This is a genomic window from Streptomyces sp. NPDC051921, from assembly GCF_040680975.1.
Classification (GTDB): domain Bacteria; phylum Actinomycetota; class Actinomycetes; order Streptomycetales; family Streptomycetaceae; genus Streptomyces.
In genome coordinates, this window is record NZ_JBFAXU010000017.1 from 80,339 (window position 1) to 94,913 (window position 14,575).

Below are 14,575 nucleotides of genomic sequence, written 5' to 3' on the forward strand. Positions count from 1 at the left end.
GCGCGGCCATCGCCTCCGCGGCTGCTCGGACCGGGCACCGCCTAAGGTGTGCGGCGTGCGCGTACTGCTCGTCGAGGACGACGAAAACCTCCGGTTCGGTGTGGCCGCCGCCCTGCGGGCCGCCGGGCTCGCCGTCGACGAGGCGGCCGACCTGCCGCAGGCCGACGAGGCGCTGTTCGTCACCTCGTACGCCTGCGCCGTCTTCGACCGGATGCTGCCGTCCGGCGACGCCGCCGCCTACGTCGAGGGTCTGCGGCGCGCGGGCCGTGACGTGCCCGTGCTGTTCCTGACCGCCCGCGACACCGTGGCCGACCGCGTGGCGGGCTTCGCGAGCGGCGGCGACGACTACCTCGTCAAGCCCTTCGCGGTGCCCGAGCTGGTCGCGCGGGTGCGCAGCCTGTGCCGCCGCGCCGCCGTGGTCCGGCCTCCGGTGCACCACGTCGGCGATCTGGAGATCGACACGGCACGCCGGCACGTGCGCCGCGGCGGCGTCCTGCTGACGCTGACGAGCAGGGAGTTCGCCGTGCTCGAGGTCCTCGCGGCCCGCGCCGACCAGGCGGTCCCGCGTGCCGAGCTGATCGAGAGCTGCTGGGACGAGATGGCCGAGCCTCAGTCCAACGTCCTGGAGGTCCTCGTCTCCCAGCTCCGCCGCAAGCTCGGCGACCCGCCGCCGATCCACACCGTGCGCGGGGTCGGCTACCGGCTCGCGCCCGACGCGGCCCGGTGAGCGGCCTCCGTACGCGCCGGGCACGGCCGCTCACGCCCACGGAGCGGGTGCTGCGGTTGCGGCGCCGGATCAGCCTGCTGTTCGCGCTCACCAGCGCCGTGGGTCTGATCGCGATGGGCGTGCTGGCCGTGCGCAGCGACAGCGGCCGCTGGCGCGAGCAGCTCGATCACGCGATGGACTCCGACAGCAGCTGGGCCCTCGGGCTCCTGGAGACCGACGCGGACGGACGCCTGGACACGGCCGTCCTCGCGGACAACCTGAACATCGACTGCCCGCCGCTGACCGTTCTCCTCGTCGACGGCGCGGACCCCGCCGACCTGACCGTCCAGCACGCGCCGGCCGAGCCCTGCCTGGCCGTGAGCCGCGGCGTGGTCCTGGAGGCCGGCCGTGCGGCGGCGCGGGCGGAGGAGCCGCGCGGCTTCGACCGGCGCACGGCGGACGGCACGGCCGTACGGGTCTTCGCGCTGCCCTTCTACGCCGCCGAGGCCGCCGACGACGAGGGCCCCCAGGGCGTCCTGGTGACGACGGCCGACGCGAGCGCCCCGCAGGACGACCACCGGCGCCTGGTGTGGGTGGTGACGGGCGGCTGCGCGGTGCTCGTGCTCCTGTCGGCGGCCGTCGGCCACGTCCTGTCCGGGCGGGCGGTCCGGCCCGCGCTCGCCGCCCTGGGCCAGCAGGAGGCGTTCCTCGCGGACGCCGCGCACGACCTGCGCACCCCGGCCGCCTCGCTGCGCACCCTCGCCGAGACCGCGCTGCGCGGCGAGACGGACGGAGTGGACGTGCACCGGCGCACCCTGCGCCTCGCGGAGGGCATGGGCCGGCTCGTCGACGGACTGCTCACCCGCGCCCGCCTGATGTCCGGCACGGCCGTACCGGCCCGGCAGCCGCTGCGCCTCGACCAGCTGGTGGAGGCCGTGGTGGGGGAAGCCGAGGAGTCCGCCGCGGAGGAGCACCGGATCCGGATCCAGGCCGAGGACACGGTCGTGGCCGCTGATCCCGACCTGGTGCGCCGGGCCGTCGGCAACCTGCTGGGCAACGCCCTCGGGCACGGTCACGCGCCGGGGGTCCCGGCGGACGTCGTGGTCACGGTGACGCGCGACGGCACCGTGACGGTCGAGGACGCCGGTCCCGGGCTTCCCCCGGAGGTCGCGGGCGCCCTCTTCGAACGCTTCCGCAGCGGCTCCGGCTCCACGGGCCTCGGCCTCTCCATCGCCTCCTGGGTGGCCCACGCGCACGGCGGCAGCCTCACGGCGGGGCCCGGGGAGCGCGGCGGGGCGCGGTTCGTGCTGCGGCTCCCCGCGCGGGAGCGCTGACGGCCCCTGTCGCACCCGCCCCGGGTGCCCCTCGCCGTCCCCATCGCCTTCCCCGCACCGGCACCCGCACCGGCACCCGCACCCGCTTCAGCAAATCCTCAGCATCCGCGCGTGATCCTTTCCCGGACCGACCATCCAAGGGGAGCTCCTCGTGATCCGCGCCACCACCCGCCGTCGTCCGGCCCTCGCCCTCGCCCTCGCCGTCCTCGGCGCCACGTCCCTGGCCGCCTGCACGACCGGTTCGGGGCCGGACCAGGCGCGGCCGGGGCCCGCGTCCGCCGGCGCCGATCCGGCCGACCGGCCGGAACTGCGCCGGTTCTACGGGCAGAAGCTCGCCTGGCGGCCCTGCGGCGACCTCCGGTGCGCCTCGCTCACGGTCCCCATGGACTACTCCCGCCCCGGCAACGGCAAGACCTTCGTCCTCCCGGTCGCCAAGGCCGCCACGGCGACGGCGGACCGACGGATCGGCTCCCTCGTCTACAACCCCGGGGGCCCCGGTGAGCGGGGCGTCCAGGCGCTCAGGGACGGCCTCGCCGACGACCTCGGGCGCGGTCTGCGCGAGCGGTTCGACATCGTGGCCTTCGACCCGCGCGGCGTCGGCGAGAGCGAGCCGGCGCTGACGTGCGCCGCCCCGGACCGACCGGACGAGCCGGACCAGGAGTCCGCGCCCCCGGCCGCCCCTGTCCCCCTCCACCCCCGTACGGCGGCCGAGCGTGCCGCCGCGCTCGCCGACGCGCGGGCGACGGCCGAGGCCTGCCGCAAGGCCAGCGGTCAGCTGCTCCCGCACGTCGGCACGGCCGACGCTGCGAGGGACCTGGACGTGCTGCGGGCGGCGCTGGGCGAGCCGCGGCTGACGTACGTCGGCTGGTCGTACGGCACGAGCCTGGGCACCTCGTACGCCGAGCAGTTCCCGCGCCGCGTGCGGGCGATGGTCCTGGACGGGGCCGTCGACCCGGCGCTCGACTGGCGGCAGCGCATGCTGAACCAGGCGAAGGGCTTCAAGGACGCGGTCGACACGTACGCGCGCACCTGCGCCGACGTCGTCGAGAAGGGCTGCCCCGGTGCCGCTCCGGAGGAGATACGCGCACTGATCGGCCGGCTCGTGGAGCGGACGGAGCGCGAGCCGCTGCCGGTCGAGGGCTCCGAGGAGGGGATCGACGCCGCCGGTGTGGTCTCCGCGCTCAGCCTGTCCATGTACACGCCGGAGGCGCAGTGGGAGGGCCTGTCCGCGGCTCTGCGCGCGGCGGACGGCGGCGACGGCACGCCGTTGGCGGCCCTGGCCACGGAGGCCGAGGAGGAGCAGCCCGGCGACGCCGGGGAGGGCTCCGACGGGTCCGGCGGAACCGGGACGCCGGACGGGTCAGCGGACTCCTCGGACCCCGCCGCCTCCGAAGTCCCCGAGGACAACGCCGAGGCCGCCCTGATCGCCGTCAACTGCCTCGACGTCCCCCACCCGCGCGACGAGCGGGCCTACTGGGACGCGCTGGCCCCCGCGGAGAAGGCCGCCGGCGTCTACGGCACCACCGGGCTGACCGGCGAACTGGTCTGCAAGGACTGGCCGGCCGGTCCGGAGCGCCCGCACCGGGTGAGCGCCGCGGGCGTCCCGCCGGTCCTCGTCGTGGGCACGGCGGGCGACCCGGCGACGCCGTACGACGAGGCGGTGAGCCTGGCACGGCAGTTCCCCGGCGGCATGCTGCTGTCCTTCCGGGCGGCGGGTCACACCGGTTACGGCCGCGACGCCTGCGTCGACCGGAAGGTCGAGGACTATCTGATCGCCCTGACGAAGGTCCGACCCGGCACCACGTGCACGCCGTGACGCCCGCCCCCGCTAGCGCGCGCGGGGCGTGAGGCGGCAGCGGGCCGGGCCGAGGGCCTGGAGGGTGATCGCGAAGCCGAGCGGCACATGGGTGTCGACGGCCTCCAGCTCGTAGTCCTGGAGGACCATCGCGAGGGCGATCACGGACTCCAGCATCGAGAAGTGCTGCCCGATGCAGGCGCGGGGCCCGCCGCCGAAGGGGAACCAGGCGTAGCGGGGTCGGGCGGCCTCGGCCTCGGGGGTGAAGCGGTCGGGGTCGAAGCGCTCGGGGTCGTCCCAGTAGCGGGGGTGCCGGTGGGTGACCCACGAGGAGACGATCACGTCGGCGCCGGCGGGGATCGCGTACCCGTCGATCTCGGTGGCCTCGACGGCCCGCCGTCCGATGGCCGGGGCTGCCGGGAACAGCCGCATGGCCTCCTTGAGGACCTGGGTGAGGTAGGGCAGCGCGTCGAGGTCGGCGGCCTCGGGGGTGCGGCCGGCGAGGACGCGGTCCACCTCCTCGTGGGCGCGTCGCTGTGCCTCGGGGTGACGGGCGAGCAGGTGCAGGGCGAAGCCGAGCGACGTGGCGGTGGTCTCGTGGCCGGCGAGGAGGAACACCAGGATCTGCTCGCGGAGTTCGGCCGCGTCGAAGCCGCCGTCCTCCTCGCTGCCGGCGGCGATCAGGAGGGTCAGCAGGTCCCGTTCTCCTGTGTGGGTCCCGGCGGCGCGCCGCTCGGCGATGATGCGGTCGCAGACGGCGTAGAGCTCCTCGTGGGCGACGGCGGCGCGGCGGTTGCCGGGGGTGGGCCAGGTGCGCGGGAGGTTGCGGGGCGAGTAGCCGCGGCGGGAGACGTAGGCGCCCATCACCGGGAAGCACCGCTCGACGATGCCGACGGCGGCCTCGACGTCGGTGCCGAAGAGGATGCGGGCGACGGCGCGCAGGGCGAGACCGGTCATCTCGTGGACGACGTCGACGGACTCCGCCGCCCCTTCGCGCCAGCTGTCGGTGAGCCGGGTGACCTCGGCGGCGACGGCGGACGCGTAGGTGTCGACGCTGCGGCGGGTGAACAGCGGCTGGACGAGCCGCCGTTGGCGAAGGTAGTCGCCGTCCTGGCTGGTGAGCAGTCCGTTGCCGAAGGACTCGCGGATCTCCTGGTAGAAGGCGTTGTCCTTGCGGAAGTTGGCGGCGTCGCCGGCCAGGACCTGCTGGGCTCCCTCGGCGGAGAAGACGCAATGGACGGTGGCCCGCGCGCCGGGCGGCCCGGCGGTGACGCGGACCACGTCGCCGTGGTCGCGGCGGGCCTTCAGGAAGGTGCCGAGCGAGTCGTTCTTGAGGTCGAGCAGTGAGCCGAGCAACGGGATTCCGGTGAGTTCGGGTATCGCCCGCGCGGTGGTCGTCGCCATCGTGCCGTTCCCCCCTGGGAGCTCCGGTCGCGTGGTCGGTTTCGCGATCGCTTGATCGATTCTGCCGCAGGAGGTGACCCGTCGGTAGTCGTCACGGCGGCCCGTTGTCCGTGGTCTCTGGAACGATGCCTCCATGGACGCACCCGAGATGACCCTGCAGCTCACCGTCGACTGCGCCGAGCCGCAGCGCCTCGTCGCCTTCTGGGCCGAGGCCCTGCGGTACGTGCCGGAGCCGCCTCCGGAGGGCCATCCGACCTGGTCGGCGTACTGGAGGGCGATCGGGGTCCCGGAGGACGAGCTGACGGACGGCGCCGGGGAGCTGCCCGAGTCGATCGTCGACCCGAAGGGGACGGGGCCGCGCGTCTGGTTCCAGCAGGTTCCCGAGCCCAAGACCGTCAAGAACCGGCTGCATCTCGACCTGAAGGTCGGCGGCGGCCGCGGCGTCCCGCTCGCCGTGCGCCGCGAGCGCGTCGACGCCGAGGTGGCCCGTCTGACGGGCCTGGGCGCGTCCGTGCTGTACACGATGGCCGAGCCCGACGGGATGGACTACTACGCGGTGGTGCTCCAGGACCCGGAGGGCAACGAGTTCTGCGTCGTGTGAGGCCTCCGGGCCGCGGATGCTCCGGCCGGTCAGCGGATCGGCATGCCGGACAGGGTGCGGGCGATCACCAGGCGCTGGATCTCGCTCGTGCCCTCGAAGATCGTGTAGATCGCGGCGTCGCGGTGCATCCGCTCGACCGGGTACTCGCGGGTGTAGCCGTTGCCGCCGAGGATCTGGATGGCCTGGGCGGTGACCTTCTTGGCGACCTCGCTCGCGTACAGCTTGGACATCGAGCCCTCGGCGGAGGTGAAGGGCTTGCCGGCGGTCGCCATCCAGGACGCGCGCCAGACCAGCAGGCGGGCCGCGTCGATCTGGGTGCGCATGTCGGCGAGCTGGAAGGCGACGCCCTGGTTGTCGATGATCGGGCGGCCGAACTGCTCGCGGGTCTTGGCGTAGTCGAGGGCGACCTCGTACGCGGCGCGGGCGGTGCCGACGGCCATGGCGCCGACGGCGGGGCGGGAGGCCTCGAAGGTGGCCATGGCGGCGTTCTTCACCCGCTCACCGCTGCCGGCCTGCTTGGCCTTCTCGCGGGCCCGGGCGAGCCGCTCGTCGAGCTTCTCCTTGCCGCCGAGGAGGCAGTGGCCGGGGACGCGGACGTTTTCGAGGACGACCTCGGCGGTGTGCGAGGCGCGGATGCCGTGCTTCTGGAACTTCTGGCCCTGGGAGAGACCGGGGGTGTTCGGCGGCACGATGAAGGAGGCGTGGCCCTTGGAGCCGAGCTCGGGGTCGACGACGGCGACGACGACGTGGACGTTGGCGATGCCGCCGTTGGTCGCCCAGGTCTTGGTGCCGTTGATCACCCACTCGTCCTTGGCCTCGTCGTAGACGGCGCGGGTGCGCATGGAGGCCACGTCGGAGCCGGCGTCGGGCTCGGAGGAGCAGAAGGCGGCGACCTTGACGTCCGCGGCGTCGCCGTACATCTGCGGGACCCACGTCCCGATCTGCTCTTCGGTACCGTTGGCGAGGACGCCGACGGCGGCGAGGCCGGTGCCCACGATGGAGAGGGCGATGCCGGCGTCGCCCCAGAAGAGCTCCTCCATGGCCATCGGGATGCCGAGGCCGGTCGGGTCGAAGAACTGCTGGGCGTAGAAGTCGAGGGAGTAGATTCCGAGCTTGGCCGCCTCCTGGATGATCGGCCAGGGGGTCTCCTCACGCTCGTCCCACTCGGCCGCCGCCGGGCGCATCACGTCTGCGGCAAAGCCGTGGAGCCAGTCGCGCACCTGCTTCTGGTCGTCGTTGAGTTCGAGCGTGAACTCGGCCATGGTCCCTCCCAGCGGTATGTTACTTGCGGTAACAGCAGTCTGTTACCGGCGGGTAGAGGCTGTCAACCAGCAACGGAGCGCATCATCCCGGACACGGGCCGGACGGCACCGGGTGCCGGTCGGGTGTTACGTTGCGAACAGCCTCAGGAATTCGCACGGGCGGGGAGAGACGCTTATGGACACCACACACCGGACCACCACCGACCAGCAGAAGCCGGCCGACCAACGGCGCCGGGAACTGCTGGAGGCGGCGGACCGCGTGGTGCTCCGCGACGGGCCGAAGGCCTCCATGAACGCGATCGCCGCCGAGGCCGGGATCACCAAGCCGATCCTCTACCGCCACTTCGGCGACAAGGGCGGCCTCTACCGCGCCCTGGCCACCCGCCACACCGACGCCCTGCTCTCGGCGCTCCGGGCGGCGCTCGACGCCCCCTCGGAGCGGCGGCAGCGGGTCGAGTCCACCCTCGACACGTATCTGGCCTCCATCGAGGCCATGCCGCAGGTCTACCGCTTCCTCATGCACCCGGCCGAGGAGCCGCACCAGGCGGAGCAGGGCTTCGACGTCGGCCGCCACTCCGCGCCGCTGCTCCGCCGGATGGGCGAGGAGCTCGGCCAGGTCATCGCCGAGCGCGTCGACCTCGGTCCCGGCAGCGAGGCGCAGGCCCGCATCTGGGGCCACGGGATCGTCGGCATGATGCACGCGGCCGGTGACTGGTGGCTGGGCGAACGCCCCTGCTCGCGTGCCGAGTTGGTGCGCAGCCTGGCGGACCTTCTGTGGGGGCGGCTGGCGGCGGCCGGGGACCGGGCGGACGGACCGGGCTTCTGACCCCGCTCCGTCGCGGGCGACGCTCCGCAGGGCGCTGGGGTGCGCCCCCGGACGGGGTCTCGGCACCGGTCGGTACGACCCGCCGCGAGGGCGCGCCCACGCGCACCCTCGGCTCTGCGGCTCAGCGGCTCTGCGGCTCAGCCGCGCAGCGCGGTCACGCCCCCGCCCCAGGGCTCCTTCCGGATCGCCCGCAGCAGACGGCGTCGGGGCCATCCCGTGACGTGGTCGGCGTACACCCCGCCCTCCAGGTGGTCGCACTCGTGCTGGAGGCACCGCGCGAAGAAGCCCGTGCCCTCGACGCGGACCGGGGTGCCGTCGAGGCGGACGCCTTCGACGACGGCGCGGTCGTGCCGCGGGGTCGGCGCCTCCAGGCCCGGCAGCGACAGGCAGCCCTCCGGGCCGCGGAACACCTCGCCGTCGGCCTCGACCAGGCGCGGGTTCACCACGTGGCCCAGGTGCCGGACGTCCTCGTCGTCGGGGCAGTCGTACACGAAGACGCGCAGCCCCACCCCGACCTGGTTGGCGGCGAGGCCCACGCCGTTCGCCGCGTACATCGTCGCGAACATGTCCTCGACGAGACGGGCCAGCTCGGGGCCGAAGTCGGTGACGGGCTCGCAGGGGGTGTGCAGCACCGGGTCGCCGAGCAGGGTCATCGCTCGGACGTGGCCGGAACTGCCGGGGATCAGCCGGTTTCGCATGGGCGCAAGGGTACGTTCAGGGGTCAGCCCGTCCGCGCCACGGTGCCGCGGTTCGGGCTGCTGGCCGGATCTCGATAGGCTGAGCCCGGACCGACGCAAGGAGGAACAAGGACGATGTCAGGCAGCAACTCGGAGCCGCTGACGCCGCGCGCCAAGCTGGCCGTGACGGCGGGCAAGGCCGCCGCCGCGGTGTCGCGGGCAGCGGGACGCGGCAGCGGATCGGTGATCGGCGGCCGGGTCGCGCTCAAGCTCGACCCCGATCTGCTGGGGCGGCTCGCGCAGCACCTGGACGTGGTCCTCGTGTCGGCGACCAACGGAAAGACCACCACGACCCGGCTGATCGCCGAGGCCCTGCGGGCCAGCGGGCCGGTCGTGTCGAACGCGCTGGGCGCGAACATGCCGGCGGGCATCACGTCCGCGCTGGCCGGCGGCTCGGACGCGAAGTTCGGCGTCATCGAGGTGGACGAGAAGTACCTGGCGGGCGTCGCCCGGGACACCACCCCGAAGGCGATCGCGCTGCTCAACCTCTCGCGCGACCAGCTCGACCGCGCGGCCGAGACCCGGATGCTGGCCGAGAAGTGGCGCGAGGGCCTCAACGGCACCAAGGCCGTGGTCATCGCCAACGCGGACGACCCGCTGATCGTCTGGGCCGCCTCCTCCTCCCCCAACGTGGTGTGGGTGGCCGTCGGTCAGGAGTGGAAGGACGACGCCTGGTCCTGCCCCGCCTGCGGCGGTGTGCTGCAGCGTCCCGGCGACGACTGGTTCTGCGGCGAGTGCGGCTTCCGCCGGCCCGCGCCGAGCTGGGCGCTCAACGGCGACCACGTGCTCGACCCGCACGGCTCGGCCTGGCCGATCCACCTCCAGCTGCCCGGCCGCGCCAACAAGGCGAACGCCGCCACCTCCGCCGCGGTCGCCGCGGTCTTCGGAGTGCCGCCGCAGGTCGCCCTGGAGCGCATGTACCAGGTGCAGGCCGTCGCCGGCCGCTACGACGTGGTCTCCTTCCAGGGCCGTGACCTGCGGCTGCTGCTGGCGAAGAACCCGGCGGGCTGGCTCGAAACGTTTTCCCTGATCGACCGGCCGCCGACGCCGGTGATCCTCTCGGTCAACGCGCGGGGCGCCGACGGCACGGACACCTCGTGGCTGTGGGACGTGGACTACGGCCGCCTGGCCGGCCACCCGATCATGGTGATCGGCGACCGCAAGCTGGACCTCGCGGTCCGCCTGGAGGTCGCGGGTGTGGACTTCCGCGTGTGCGAGACGCTCGACGAGGCCGTCACGGTGGCCCCGCCCGGGCAGATCGAGCTGATCGCGAACTACACCGCGTTCCAGGACGTCCGCCGCCGCGTCGGCAACTGACCCCGACTCGACCCCGCAGAAGGACTTGCAGCATGAGTGACAGCAGCCTGCGTCTGGTCTGGGTCTACCCCGACCTGCTCAGCACCTACGGCGACCAGGGCAACGTCCTCGTCGTCGAGCGCCGCGCCCGCCAGCGCGGACTCAGCGTCGAGCGCGTCGACGTGCGCAGCGACCAGCCCATCCCGACCTCCGGCGACGTCTACCTGATCGGCGGCGGCGAGGACCGGCCGCAGCGGCTCGCGGCCGAGCGGCTGATCCGCGACGGCGGCCTGAGCCGGGCCGCGTCCAACGGCGCGATCATCTTCTCGGTGTGCGCCGGGTACCAGATCCTGGGCCACGAGTTCATCAACGACGTCGGCGAGCGTCAGCCGGGCCTCGGCCTGCTCGACGTGACCACGGTCCGCGGCGAGGGCGCCCGCTGCGTCGGCGACGTGCTCGCCGACATCGACCCGCAGCTGGGCCTCCCCCAGCTCACCGGCTTCGAGAACCACCAGGGGATCACCCACCTCGGCCCGACCGCCCGCCCCTTCGCCCGGACCGTGTTCGGCAAGGGCAACGGCACCGGCGACGGCACCGAGGGCGCGTACAACGACACCGTCTTCGGCACGTACATGCACGGCCCGGTCCTGGCGCGGAACCCGCAGATCGCGGACCTGCTCCTGAAGCTGGCGCTCGACGTGAACGCACTGCCGCCGACGGACGACCGCTGGTACGAGGCGCTGCGCAACGAGCGCATCGCCGCCGCTTCGCAGCCGTCCTGACGGCCCGGCAGACTGCACGTCTGAGCGGCCGTGCGCACAGGGGATTCGTCAGTGAAAACGGAGTCCAATCTGCGGACATTCGGTTCGGCCCCGCCACTCGGCACCGATAGGGTGGCGGGGATCCAGCCGGACGACGTGGTCCGGAAGTCGGCCCACGTTGCAAAGGTTTTTGGGCTATGCGCATTGGTGTGCTCACCTCCGGCGGAGACTGCCCCGGTCTGAACGCCGTCATCCGGTCCGTCGTGCACCGCGCCGTGGTCGACCACGGTGACGAGGTCATCGGCTTCCACGACGGCTGGAAGGGTCTCCTCGAGGCCGACTACCGCAAGCTGGACCTGGACGCCGTGAACGGCATCCTGGCCCGCGGCGGCACCATCCTCGGCTCCTCCCGTGTCCAGCCCGCCCACCTCGTCGACGGCGTCGAGCGGGCCAAGGGCCACGTCGCGGACCTGGGCCTCGACGCGATCATCCCGATCGGCGGCGAGGGCACCCTGAAGGCCGCGAACCTGCTGTCGCAGGCCGGGCTGCCGATCGTCGGCGTGCCGAAGACCATCGACAACGACATCGCCTCGACCGACGTCACCTTCGGCTTCGACACCGCCGTCACCGTGGCCACCGAGGCCCTGGACCGGCTGAAGACCACCGCCGAGTCCCACCAGCGCGTCCTGATCGTCGAGGTCATGGGCCGGCACACCGGCTGGATCGCGCTGCACTCCGGCATGGCGGCCGGTGCGCACGCCATCGTCGTGCCGGAGCGCCCCTTCGACATGGACGAGCTGACCGCCCGGGTCGGCGCCCGTTTCGAGGACGGCAAGCGCTTCGCGATCGTCGTGGTCGCCGAGGGTGCGAAGCCGCGCGAGGGCTCGATGGACTTCAAGACCGCCGGCACGGACATCTACGGCCACGAGCGCTTCACCGGCGTGGCCAACCAGCTCTCCGTGGAGCTGGAGCGGCGGCTCGGCAAGGAGGCCCGCCCGGTGATCCTCGGGCACGTCCAGCGCGGCGGCACCCCGACCGCCTACGACCGCGTCCTCGCGACCCGCTTCGGCTGGCACGCGGTGGAGGCGGCGCACCGCGGCGAGTTCGGGATGCTGACGGCGCTGCGCGGCACCGACATCGCGCTCGTCCCGCTGGCGCAGGCCGTGGAGACCCTGAAGACGGTCCCTGAGGACCGCTACGCCGAGGCCGAGAACGTGCTCTGAGCCCGTCTCGCACGGCGGCACCCCGCCACGAACCGCCCCCGGTCGCGATCGCGACCGGGGGCGGTTCTAGTCTGGTGCGGACAACAAGCGCGAATCGGGCTCCAGGAGTAATAGATGGATCACAGCGGGCACGGCATGACGATGGATATGCCGCCGTTCACGCTGGGGCGGGCCCTGGAGTTCTCCCCCGACCTGTTCTTCCTCTTCGGCTGTCTCGCCGCGCTCGGCCTGTACGGCTGGGGCGTGGCGCGGCTGCGCCGGCGCGGGGACGCCTGGCCGGTGAGCCGGACGGTGTTCTTCGCCGTGGGCGTGCTGACCATCGCACTCGTGATGTGCACCAGGCTCAACGACTACGGAATGGTCATGTTCAGCGTGCACATGGTGCAGCACATGGTCATCTCCATGCTGTCGCCGATCCTCCTGCTGCTGGGCGCCCCGGTGACGCTGGCCCTGCGGGCGCTGCCGGTGGCCGGCCGCGGCTCGACGGGCCCGCGCGAGCTGCTGCTGAAGCTGCTGCACAGCCGGTACATGCGGATCGTCACGCATCCGGCGTTCACCATCTCCATGTTCATCGCGAGCCTCTACGCGCTGTACTTCACGCCGCTCTTCGACTTCCTCATGGGGTCGCAGGCGGGCCATGTCGCGATGATGGTGCACTTCCTCATGGTGGGCCTGGTCTTCTTCTGGCCGATCATGGGCGTCGACCCGGGCCCGCACCGGCCGGGGTACGTGATGCGGATGCTGGAGCTGTTCGCGGGCATGCCGTTCCACGCCTTCTTCGGCATCGCGATGATGATGGCGACGGAGCCGCTGGTGAAGGTCTACGCGGACCCGCCGGCCTCGCTCGGCATCGACGCGCTGTCCGACCAGCACGCGGCCGGCGGCATCGCCTGGGCTTTCAGCGAGATCCCGTCGGTGCTCGTGCTGATCGCTCTGGTCTACCAGTGGTACCACTCCGAGCAGCGGCAGGCGGTCCGCAAGGACCGGGCCGCGGACCGGGACGGCGACAAGGAGCTGGAGGCGTACAACGCGTACCTCGCCTCGCTCCAGGCTCGCGGGCGGTAACCCTCCGTACCAGCGCACAACCGCGCGTCGCAGGTATGGCGCGCGCCCCTCTTCCGGGGTCACGATGGCGGGGACGTGATGACTTCGAGGAGGGCGGAGCGATGATGTCCGGTCCCACGAAGACCATGGGTGTGATCACCTTCGCCGCACTGGTGCTGATCACCACCTACACGGTGGCGCTCGGCAGCAGCGGCTGGCTCTGGTTCGGCTGGGTGGTGCTCGGCGTCGCCACCATCGGGATGGCGGCCGCAGACGCCGGCGAGCCGCACGCCCGGCCGGTCCGGCACGACCGCCCCAAACCCCAGCCCTAGTACTCCAGCGGGATGGTGATGTCTGACCTGCGGGTTTCGCTGAGTCGGGCTGAGTGCAGCGGGCTGCCGAGGGGTCAGGGGCGGTCCTGGGTGGGCCGCCCGTCGTCGGCACGGTCGAGCCCGTCGTCGGCACGGTCGAGGCTCTGGGCGCGGAGGACGACGCCGCGCCGCTCCTGTTCCACCGCGGGCGCTTCGGCCGTCTCAGTCCCTGACGGGCTCCTCGCGGGGCTGGTCGTCGGGCTCCAGGATGTACAGGTCCCAGGCGTCGGGGTCGCCGACAAGCACGTACAGCTTCGGGTGCTCGGGGGTCCCGAACACCTCCCAGGGGCCCAGGCTCCCCTCGCAGGCGTCGACGGAGACCCCCACGTTCTGGGACCACGACCCGTCGCCCGGGTGGTGGACCCAGGTGCCGGCACCGGCGCAGGGCCGCCCCGCGTCGTGACGGTCGGCGTCGAAGCCGAAGGTCTTGACCCCGTCGGCCGTGACCTTGCCGTCCGCCGTGAAGGTGATCCTGCCGCCGTTGCCGTCGGACCACGTCCCGGCGAGCCGTTCCGCGGTCAGCCGCGGAGGCTCGTACCCGATCCCGGCGTACAGGGCGACACCGGCGAGCGCGCCGGTGACGACGACGCCGAGCGTCCCGTACAGCGCCACCCGGCCGAACATCGCGATGCCGGACACCCGCGGGCGGTCCGGCAGCACCAGCCTGCGGACGACCAGCGCCGGGACGCCGAGCGCCGCAGTGCCCAGGAACCACCCGATGAGGCCCGACGAGACGTTCTCCGGGAACCCGGCGGGCACCATCGACGCCGAGACGAGCCCCGGCAGGGTGCCGCCAGCGGCCGCCAGGAGCGCAATCCACCACCAGACGTCACGCCCCGAGACCGTGCGGCCGAGCCGCCCGGCGACGGCCACGAGCGGCATCACCACGGCGACCGACAGCAGGACGGCGCCGACCGCCCCGGCCGCCACTGCGATCAATCCCACGACGAACAGGAAGAAGATGTTGAACAGGTTGTAGCCGAGGGCCGGAACCTCCTGGGCCTCCATCCACACGTAGAACACGATCGACCCGATCACGGCCTCGAAGAACAGCACCGAGACCGACGCCGTGAACGCCGAGCCGAACCGGTCCCTCACCCGCACCCGCGACTGCGCCCGGGCCGGAAGCCGTGCCTGCCACGGGGCCCCTGCCGGCACCTGGTCCCGCATTTCTGAACGCATTCGAATCCCCTCCGCCGCGCATTATGCTCCATG

The 14,575-nt window shown here is 73.0% G+C and carries 14 protein-coding genes and 1 pseudogene; 11 read left to right on the forward strand and 4 right to left on the reverse strand.

Annotated features, from left to right (window positions below; all coding sequences use genetic code 11):
• Positions 1-55: 55 nt before the first annotated feature.
• The 3 genes from AB0M16_RS22670 to AB0M16_RS22680 all read left to right on the forward strand — a co-directional run bounded on the left by AB0M16_RS22670 (position 56) and on the right by AB0M16_RS22680 (position 3,856).
• Positions 56-727 (forward strand): response regulator transcription factor, encoded by a 672-nt coding sequence (locus AB0M16_RS22670; RefSeq protein WP_365345627.1) that lies wholly within the window; start codon positions 56-58, stop codon positions 725-727.
• Entirely contained in the window at positions 724-2,040 is a 1,317-nt protein-coding gene (locus AB0M16_RS22675) for a HAMP domain-containing sensor histidine kinase (protein WP_365345629.1), read from the forward strand. Before AB0M16_RS22670 ends, AB0M16_RS22675 begins: the two co-directional genes overlap by 4 nt.
• A gap of 151 nt (positions 2,041-2,191) precedes the next feature.
• A complete protein-coding gene (locus tag AB0M16_RS22680; protein ID WP_365345631.1) occupies positions 2,192-3,856 on the forward strand; it encodes an alpha/beta hydrolase in 1,665 nt (554 codons plus the stop codon).
• Positions 3,857-3,868: 12 nt separating this feature from the next.
• On the opposite strand, the gene AB0M16_RS22685 is transcribed toward AB0M16_RS22680, so the two are convergent.
• The gene (locus tag AB0M16_RS22685; RefSeq protein ID WP_365345633.1) at positions 3,869-5,239 is read right to left on the reverse strand and encodes a cytochrome P450; all 1,371 of its coding nucleotides are present in this window, start codon (positions 5,237-5,239) and stop codon (positions 3,869-3,871) included.
• A 133-nt stretch (positions 5,240-5,372) separates the two neighbouring features.
• On the opposite strand from AB0M16_RS22685, the gene AB0M16_RS22690 reads away from it, so the two are divergent.
• Positions 5,373-5,840 (forward strand): VOC family protein, encoded by a 468-nt coding sequence (locus tag AB0M16_RS22690; RefSeq protein WP_365345635.1) that lies wholly within the window; start codon positions 5,373-5,375, stop codon positions 5,838-5,840.
• 29 nt (positions 5,841-5,869) lie between these two features.
• On the opposite strand, the gene AB0M16_RS22695 is transcribed toward AB0M16_RS22690, so the two are convergent.
• Positions 5,870-7,102 carry an acyl-CoA dehydrogenase family protein gene (locus AB0M16_RS22695; protein ID WP_365345637.1) on the reverse strand — a complete coding sequence of 411 codons (1,233 nt, stop codon included), beginning with the start codon at positions 7,100-7,102 and terminating at the stop codon, positions 5,870-5,872.
• Positions 7,103-7,277: 175 nt separating this feature from the next.
• On the opposite strand from AB0M16_RS22695, the gene AB0M16_RS22700 reads away from it, so the two are divergent.
• Entirely contained in the window at positions 7,278-7,928 is a 651-nt protein-coding gene (locus AB0M16_RS22700) for a TetR family transcriptional regulator (RefSeq protein WP_365345639.1), read from the forward strand.
• A gap of 137 nt (positions 7,929-8,065) precedes the next feature.
• On the opposite strand, the gene def is transcribed toward AB0M16_RS22700, so the two are convergent.
• Entirely contained in the window at positions 8,066-8,626 is a 561-nt protein-coding gene (gene def / locus AB0M16_RS22705) for a peptide deformylase (RefSeq protein ID WP_365345641.1), read from the reverse strand.
• 114 nt (positions 8,627-8,740) lie between these two features.
• On the opposite strand from def, the gene AB0M16_RS22710 reads away from it, so the two are divergent.
• From AB0M16_RS22710 to AB0M16_RS22735, 6 genes and pseudogenes are all read left to right on the forward strand, one after another.
• Positions 8,741-9,982 carry a MurT ligase domain-containing protein gene (locus AB0M16_RS22710; RefSeq protein WP_365345643.1) on the forward strand — a complete coding sequence of 414 codons (1,242 nt, stop codon included), beginning with the start codon at positions 8,741-8,743 and terminating at the stop codon, positions 9,980-9,982.
• A gap of 32 nt (positions 9,983-10,014) precedes the next feature.
• Entirely contained in the window at positions 10,015-10,743 is a 729-nt protein-coding gene (locus tag AB0M16_RS22715) for a glutamine amidotransferase (RefSeq protein ID WP_365345644.1), read from the forward strand.
• A 176-nt stretch (positions 10,744-10,919) separates the two neighbouring features.
• A complete protein-coding gene (locus AB0M16_RS22720) occupies positions 10,920-11,945 on the forward strand; it encodes a 6-phosphofructokinase (protein ID WP_365345646.1) in 1,026 nt (341 codons plus the stop codon).
• Positions 11,946-12,059: 114 nt separating this feature from the next.
• Complete coding sequence (locus AB0M16_RS22725) at positions 12,060-13,010, forward strand: cytochrome c oxidase assembly protein (RefSeq protein WP_365345647.1); 951 nt, start codon at positions 12,060-12,062, stop codon at positions 13,008-13,010.
• Positions 13,011-13,111: 101 nt separating this feature from the next.
• Complete coding sequence (locus AB0M16_RS22730) at positions 13,112-13,321, forward strand: hypothetical protein (RefSeq protein WP_365345828.1); 210 nt, start codon at positions 13,112-13,114, stop codon at positions 13,319-13,321.
• 122 nt (positions 13,322-13,443) lie between these two features.
• Positions 13,444-13,533 (forward strand): annotated as a pseudogene (locus AB0M16_RS22735) (flavin reductase); the annotation flags it as partial.
• Here AB0M16_RS22735 and AB0M16_RS22740 read toward each other — a convergent pair.
• Positions 13,523-14,542 carry a hypothetical protein gene (locus AB0M16_RS22740; RefSeq protein WP_365345649.1) on the reverse strand — a complete coding sequence of 340 codons (1,020 nt, stop codon included), beginning with the start codon at positions 14,540-14,542 and terminating at the stop codon, positions 13,523-13,525. The pseudogene AB0M16_RS22735 and the gene AB0M16_RS22740 sit on opposite strands and share 11 nt — an antisense overlap.
• Between the last annotated feature and the right edge of the window lie 33 nt (positions 14,543-14,575).

Bases quoted from the DNA above. Each gene is read 5' to 3' on its own strand.
- AB0M16_RS22700 (WP_365345639.1), top strand. From the start codon at position 7,278: ATGGACACCACACACCGGACCACCACCGACCAGCAGAAGCCGGCCGAC.
- AB0M16_RS22720 (WP_365345646.1), top strand. From the start codon at position 10,920: ATGCGCATTGGTGTGCTCACCTCCGGCGGAGACTGCCCCGGTCTGAAC.
- AB0M16_RS22740 (WP_365345649.1), bottom strand. From the start codon at position 14,542: ATGCGTTCAGAAATGCGGGACCAGGTGCCGGCAGGGGCCCCGTGGCAG.
- AB0M16_RS22690 (WP_365345635.1), top strand. From the start codon at position 5,373: ATGGACGCACCCGAGATGACCCTGCAGCTCACCGTCGACTGCGCCGAG.
- AB0M16_RS22730 (WP_365345828.1), top strand. From the start codon at position 13,112: ATGATGTCCGGTCCCACGAAGACCATGGGTGTGATCACCTTCGCCGCA.
- AB0M16_RS22710 (WP_365345643.1), top strand. From the start codon at position 8,741: ATGTCAGGCAGCAACTCGGAGCCGCTGACGCCGCGCGCCAAGCTGGCC.
- AB0M16_RS22725 (WP_365345647.1), top strand. From the start codon at position 12,060: ATGGATCACAGCGGGCACGGCATGACGATGGATATGCCGCCGTTCACG.
- def (WP_365345641.1), bottom strand. From the start codon at position 8,626: ATGCGAAACCGGCTGATCCCCGGCAGTTCCGGCCACGTCCGAGCGATG.
- AB0M16_RS22685 (WP_365345633.1), bottom strand. From the start codon at position 5,239: ATGGCGACGACCACCGCGCGGGCGATACCCGAACTCACCGGAATCCCG.
- AB0M16_RS22695 (WP_365345637.1), bottom strand. From the start codon at position 7,102: ATGGCCGAGTTCACGCTCGAACTCAACGACGACCAGAAGCAGGTGCGC.
- AB0M16_RS22715 (WP_365345644.1), top strand. From the start codon at position 10,015: ATGAGTGACAGCAGCCTGCGTCTGGTCTGGGTCTACCCCGACCTGCTC.